The 6,693-nt window shown below is 36.0% G+C and carries 4 protein-coding genes and 1 pseudogene; 4 read left to right on the forward strand and 1 reads right to left on the reverse strand.

The features are described from left to right. A pseudogene (locus F6K06_RS32835) lies at positions 1-124 on the forward strand (photosystem II q(b) protein); the annotation flags it as partial. Between the two features lie 367 nt (positions 125-491). Next, positions 492-1,118, forward strand: coding sequence for a hypothetical protein (locus F6K06_RS32840; protein ID WP_124145445.1), 627 nt, complete (start codon positions 492-494; stop codon positions 1,116-1,118). A 489-nt stretch (positions 1,119-1,607) separates the two neighbouring features. On the opposite strand, the gene F6K06_RS32845 is transcribed toward F6K06_RS32840, so the two are convergent. Next, positions 1,608-3,233: a SpoIID/LytB domain-containing protein gene (locus F6K06_RS32845; RefSeq protein ID WP_124145446.1), complete on the reverse strand. Its 1,626-nt coding sequence runs from the start codon at positions 3,231-3,233 to the stop codon at positions 1,608-1,610. A 1,979-nt stretch (positions 3,234-5,212) separates the two neighbouring features. Here F6K06_RS32845 and F6K06_RS32850 point away from each other — a divergent pair. Together F6K06_RS32850 and F6K06_RS32855 are read left to right on the forward strand one after the other, a co-directional pair. Beyond that, complete coding sequence (locus tag F6K06_RS32850) at positions 5,213-5,854, forward strand: helix-turn-helix domain-containing protein (RefSeq protein WP_124145447.1); 642 nt, start codon at positions 5,213-5,215, stop codon at positions 5,852-5,854. Positions 5,855-5,983: 129 nt separating this feature from the next. Further along, positions 5,984-6,337: an STAS domain-containing protein gene (locus F6K06_RS32855; RefSeq protein WP_124145448.1), complete on the forward strand. Its 354-nt coding sequence runs from the start codon at positions 5,984-5,986 to the stop codon at positions 6,335-6,337. Positions 6,338-6,693 lie beyond the last annotated feature (356 nt).

Raw genomic sequence — 6,693 nt, forward strand, 5'->3', positions numbered from 1 at the left:
GGTAAATACTTGGGCAGACATCATTAACCGGGCTAACTTAGGAATGGAAGTAATGCACGAGCGTAATGCTCACAACTTCCCTCTAGATTTGGCTGCTGTAGAAGCTCCTTCTATCAATGGTTAATTTTTGAGTTAGCTTTAGTTAGCTAATATAGACACCCTCCAATATTGAATATTGGGGGGTGTTTTTTTTCAATGTTACGCTATTATATCAAATCCGTTTAATTGGATATAAAAAAATTCTCCAATCGCCATAACTACTGGCGCGTCAAGCTTAAAATGGGGCGTTGGTAATTAGTAAGATGATTTTCTAGCAGGGGTGATACCCATTACTTACTCTGGTTAAAAATTTAGAGTGAGTCAGAAGGGGATTAGTCTGAAAGTTTCATCTCTTGATTTACCAACACCTAAAATGGTGTATTAGCTTCATAGGCAAGAAGTTATCATCACAGATCATCAGGCGAGCGCTAAAAGAAGACCTGAAGGTGGAAGTGGAACATTCCAAACTAGGAAAGCTTCAGATCATAGCTTGGCATCAATTACATTTTAGACAACTTGCCCATCAAAAGTTGTCTGTAATTCGAGTTCAACAATTAGATTCACCCAAAAGTAAACCACTATGGTTAGGTTGGCATGGAGAACAAATACCCAACTTGATAGAAATAGTTGACTTATATCTACGTCGCTTGACAATTGAACATTGGTATCGTTTTTCTAAGCAAAGATTACATTGGACTTTACCTAACTTGGGCACTAAAGAGCAATGTGATCGATGGAGTGATTTGATGCCCATGGTCACTTGGGAGTTATGGTTAGCTCGTGGGATGATGGAAGACCATCCTCTACCTTGGCAAAAAGCACAGAGTAATTTAACTCCTGGAAGGACAGCTCAGGGGTTTGGAGCAGTTATTGCAGTTGTGGGAACACCAGCACTTTCACCCCAACCCCGTGGAAAATCTCCAGGCTCGAAAAAAGGTCAAATTCGTAACAAAAGAAAACGATACCCAATAGTGAAAAAAGGAAAAGGTAAGTTTGAAAGCCAGAAAAAAAAACACAAAAAAGACGAAATCAGCTTAATTAATCTCAACATTTGTTTTTCATATCTGTTGATAGTCTAAATTTTTTGCATCAGGGCAAACGCATCTCGTCAATAAACTAGGGGTAATTATCAATAAACCGGGTTTTATTGCGCTTGTTGACAATAGAATTTCGACATATAGTGTCTATAAAATCAAACAAACACTACATATAGGGAACGGCAAAATAAGATGCGTTTGCCCTGGTCTAAATTCCAGGGCAAACGCATCTCGTCAATAAACTAGGGGTAATTATCAATAAACCGGGTTTTATTGCGCTTGTTGACAATAGACTTTCAACATATAGTGTCTATAAAATCAAACAAACACTACATATAGGGAACGGCAAAATAAGATGCGTTTGCCCTGGTCTAAATTCCAGTTACGAGGTGGCGTGATCAATTTCTGATCTTCAAGGTAGACGGTGTGCCTCAAGCCCAGGAAAAGCCTTGTAGAGTGAAGCAATGTGATCAGTATTCAGATGAGCACAGAGTAATTTCGCTTTTTCAGCTTGAGGATAGATCGCTACTATTATTTTTGTCCAAAAGTGACGGACTCGCTGAGAGGTTGGATCTCTGTTCCAGGAAAATAAAAACTGAGAATACGATCGCTACTCCAACCTAACTCAGCTAACTTAATAGACCCTTTCTGAGAGAAACCTACCCCATGTCCAAATCCCCCTCCAACAAAACTATAGCCCCATAAAGTTTTATCGGGTTTGTATATAGGGTCTAAATAAAAGAGTGTACTCCAAGGCACCCAAAAGGCATTTTGTACTTCGTCCTTATTTAAGTCTATAATTCCTTTATCAGTTTCCACAGTCATTTTCAGAACACGACCAGCTAGCGATCGCTCTGTCACCTCCACATTTTTTACAGTTTCAATTTGAGCAAAAGGACTTTTTTTCTCTCGAAAATAACTCTTTAAATAGCTAACTATACCAGGTAAACTAACTACCTCGCGCCAACGAAACTCTATCCAACCTTCTTCATTAAATCCTGTTTGAAGACTCATAAACTTACGGAAATTTTGTTCATCAGCTAAACTATTTGTAGATAAATCCCAGATATTATTAGCTGAATCAACTACGGGTCGTAAATAGGGACGTTCAGTGCCATTCCACAAGTCGTTAAAATCTGCTGTCACACCACCACTAACAGCAAAATAAACAGCATCTATCAACTCATCCTCATAGGTCAGGACTTTTCCTCTAGTTGCTGCTACCGCTTCATCTGTTTCTGGGTATACATCTAATCCTTTGTAGACTTGACAGTGAGTATTGGCACACAACTCATAATTATCTGCTACAAACCTATGTAAATTCCGTAGTGCATAAGTTCTAGCTAAAATTGCCTGAGCTTCTAGGGATGCTTTTGGTGGCCAAGCTCCTAATTCGTGGGGTACTACTCCCCGAATATAAGTTTCTATTGGGATATTATTTACTAATGTGTAGCTTCCATAAGCATTCGGTTGTAATTTGAGTGAGCCAGCATAACGTCGTTCTTCTGGTATTGCTGTATCTTGGTTAAATTGATTATTAACGAGAATTATATCTTTTCCTGCTGTAATATCTAATTCATGGCGATGATAAGTATAGCCATTCATTTCCCAGTAAGCTGTGGGTCTTTGTTTGAGAACTTCCAAATCGAGATATACATTTGTATTACTATTAGCTTGTAGACTTTCTAGTAACCAGCGTCGCAATAAAGGAGTTTTATAAACTTCTCTTTTTGCCCAAACTTTCCATCTTCCGGGTTGGGTTACTTCTACTTCTATTCCCTTATTTTTCCATAATTGAGCATCTTCTTCAGCATTTTCATAACTGCGGTGACTACTGAGAATTAACCGCTCTTTTAATAATGCTTTTTCTTGCGGTCTCATCTTAATTTTCAACTCAACTTTTTCAGTAGTAAGAGTTTCTTTTCCTACTGGAGTTTTAAAGCTTAAAGTTAATTTATCTCCAGGAGTAGCTCTCAGGGTGATTTTATCTGTAGTTTTAGTACCAAATCGTTGTATGACTCCTATTTTGAGCAATCTATTAGATTCTTCTAAAGCTTCTGCTGGTCTTTTATATAATCCTAGCAGTAAAGCTGTTATCAATATTGTAATCGGAATTAATTTGTGAGTGAAATATTTTTTATATATCTTAGTCTGCAATTTTATTTACCTCCACAGTGTTTATTTTATAGCTATTGTAGCTAAAAATAGCTAGATTGAAAAAAACTTATAATTTAATTATTTTGAGCGACTCTCAAACTTAAGAATTAGTCAAATAAATATTTTTTATTTATGGTTGAAACTATACAATAAATGCAAAATTATCATCAAGAAAAATACTTCTTAGGTAGATAAATAAATTATCACTTTTTTTCCTTTCCCCCCCTCATTGGGAGATACTTGATAAAATCACATCAAGACTCTGTAGATATAACAAACAACTTTTATATCATGTCCGTTTAATTAGTGATCAAAAATTTTCTTCTCCTCTTCCTTCTTCGGTAATCCTGCATAGTAATGGTAGGTGGAGACAAGCAACACTTAGAAAGAGAGCAAAATGATCCCACTGACTATACCGTGACAAAAATAATTAGAACGGGAGCAAGATACTCCCACTGGTTATACCATTACAATGTACCACTACCCCTTCTTATTCCCTCCTGACTCGGTCATCCTGACTCGGTCATCCTCCGTCGTTATTTATAAGTATTCAACCGGACATGATATTACCTATTAACATACCCCTTTTTAGATCAAAGTCCCTATAAGTATGATTTAATTATGAACAAATTAATTAGTAGACCAAAGTTTATCGACCTTTGCCAAGAAATAAATAGCTATAACAGGCGAAATAGTTAGTTAGGACATAGACTGATAATGAACCCTAGACAGGGAAATCTTTTTCTTAACTATTAGACATCTGGTAAAAATCCAAAATCAAATCAATTATCACACATAAATTATCAATTCTTTCCCCTCCTGGGAGGGGGAGGGGCGAGGGGTGGGTTCCCTACTGCCTACAGCAAAGCTGCCTACTGCCTATGCGTGGAGGAGATGTCTATTTACTCACGAAGAATATTCTGATCAAATCATTTATGGAAAAGATTATTTAAATAGCATTAGCAGACCGCTTCGCAACTTATGCAAAATTAGTCCAATATGGAATAGATAAAACATATAAATTAGGAGATGCAGATACATCCGATTTGTATACCGAAGTTTCTCGGACTATTGATAAACGTTTGTGGTTCCTAGAAGCACATTGACAATCAAAATAAATTTGTTTTATTAATTCAAAAATCAACATAATTAGCATACAATCACAATGAATATTGCTGAATTTAAATTGAAATTGCTGTAAAAAATCGATGGTGCTCACTCAAAATATTTCATAAAATCATCTTGAGTAAGTTCAATACTTACAGAGGTTTTCATTTGGGTAGACCACAGTAGGGACGTTCCATGGAACTTCCCTACAAGGTATTATTTGTGAAGATGTGGTTCATCAACTTGAAAAGCGCTGTAAGATGCTATTCAACAATTAATTATTAATTATTAATTATTAATTATTAATTATTAATTATTACCTCTCCTTGAAAAGAAGAGGATTGACTAATCATGAAAATTTTTTCTTCTCTTGGTCGATTGGATATGGCGCAGGTTTCTTCGCCATCCCACCCTGCGGGAAGCTGCGAAGATCGACCGCTGCTTCTCCTTACTCATGAGAGGCTTTAAACCTTAATTATTCGGTAATTTTTTAGTCAGTAAGAAGGTGAAAAAAATTAGTATGTAATGAAAAGTAAAGTCCCTCAAACACCCTACTATTTTATTCCTTTTACCCCACACTTCGTGCTTTGTCATCAGGATAATTTTTAATGCTGACCTACTTAATAGACATCTCCAGAAAATAAACTTACCCTTTATTTACTAAAAACTAGGGTTGTAAAAGTTACTCACAAAATCATTTTCCGTGTTTTTTTCCTAAAAACATTTTTCCTGTTCCCTGTTCCCTATTCCCTGTTCCCTACTTTTACAAAAAGTCTATATCTTTTTCACCAGATGTCTAATGATAATGAGTAATTGTGATATATTCTAGAGCAGACACAAAAGTCTACTCTTTTCTTTTAATATCCGGTGAAATGAATCAGTCTTTTCCAATAAACTATGCCTCCCAATTACAAAACCTGATGAAGAAAGCAAGTATTTCTAGCTTTAAAGAATTAAGTCAAAAAGCAGGGGTTTCGGAATTGCAGCTTATTCGGTTGCGACGTGGGTTAGGGTCACAAATGCGAGTAGATATTCTACTCAAAATTAGTCAAGCATTAGGAATAACATTAACAGAATTATTAGATAATTTTGCCCCCGAACTTGTCAAAAAATCAGTACCAACTTCCACATCAATATTAGAACAAGAATATCGCAATCTCCAGGCAAACTTTGAGCAACAAAAACAATTTTTAACACAGGAGTTTCAGCAGTCTAGCTTGCAAATTTTAGAATCTTGGTTACAACAATGGCCCACTGTTGTATACAAGGTTAAACAAAATCCTCGTTTACCAGCAACAAAGATATTACCTTTGTTACGTCCAGTAGAGCAATTGATCCAACAATGGAATGTAGAATCTATCGTTCCTGTGGGAGTAGAAGTTCCTTTTGACCCTCAGTTACATCAACTAATGGAAGGGTCTGCCCAAGAGGGAGAACTGGTAAAAGTTCGTTATACTGGCTATCGACAGGGAGGTAAACTACTATTCCGTGCCAAAGTTAGTCCTATCAATTAAATCAAACAACAGAAAAGCTTATATGGTAATTACTTTTGAGTTACTTATCAATATACTTGGACTTAATCTCAGTAATGAGGTATACTAGGCTAGGTTTGTTAATAGTTAGAGTCATAGCTTCTAGAAAATATGAGTACTGTGGTTAAGTATATTCAACCTAATGGCATTTTAGACGGCACTAAGGCTACTGAATTTCGCCAAGAAATTAGTGAGCAAGTTGAAGCTGGAGCAGATATTATTTTGATAGATTTTAAAGATGTAACTTTTATGGATAGCTCTGGCTTAGGTGCTTTAGTTTTAGCGCTCAAAACTGTTAGAGCTGCTGGAAGTCAATTAGTTGTATGTTCTATTAATGAACAAGTTAGAATTCTGTTTGAGTTAACAAGTATGGATCGAGTTTTTGATATATTTCCTAACCGAGAAGAATTTGATAAAGCCTCTATTGAACCTAATACAAATCTTCAGGCCCAAAGCAAAAACTAAAATTTTTAATTTTAGAGTTAGTATCTTAAGATTTTGGATTCAAGTATTTTAAGTGGTAGATTAAATCTTCTTCCATAGGTTCCTGATTAATTTAAAATTTCTTTCAAATATTTTCTAGATCCAACTAGATCCAAAGGGGTGTATCTAATAAAAATGATGAGGAAGAAGTTTCTGGTTTCAAATAAAATCTAGAATTTTTTACTAAAGAAAATTAAATCTAAATTTTGCAACAACCATAAGGGGGTTGGTAAGGGGGTGCTGGTTTCCCCACTCCTCCACAGGGTGGGGCGGAAAGCACCCCCTTACATAAATAAATGTTGATCCGCTTCGATCAAGATGTTTGTCTACCTCCCGAC

Source organism: Okeania sp. SIO1H4, from assembly GCF_010672695.1.
GTDB lineage: Bacteria > Cyanobacteriota > Cyanobacteriia > Cyanobacteriales > Microcoleaceae > Okeania > Okeania hirsuta.

What these genes read in the sequence shown, in the direction of transcription:
- F6K06_RS32850 (WP_124145447.1), top strand. Translation starts at nt 5,213, where the DNA reads ATGAATCAGTCTTTTCCAATAAACTATGCCTCCCAATTACAAAACCTG.
- F6K06_RS32855 (WP_124145448.1), top strand. Translation starts at nt 5,984, where the DNA reads ATGAGTACTGTGGTTAAGTATATTCAACCTAATGGCATTTTAGACGGC.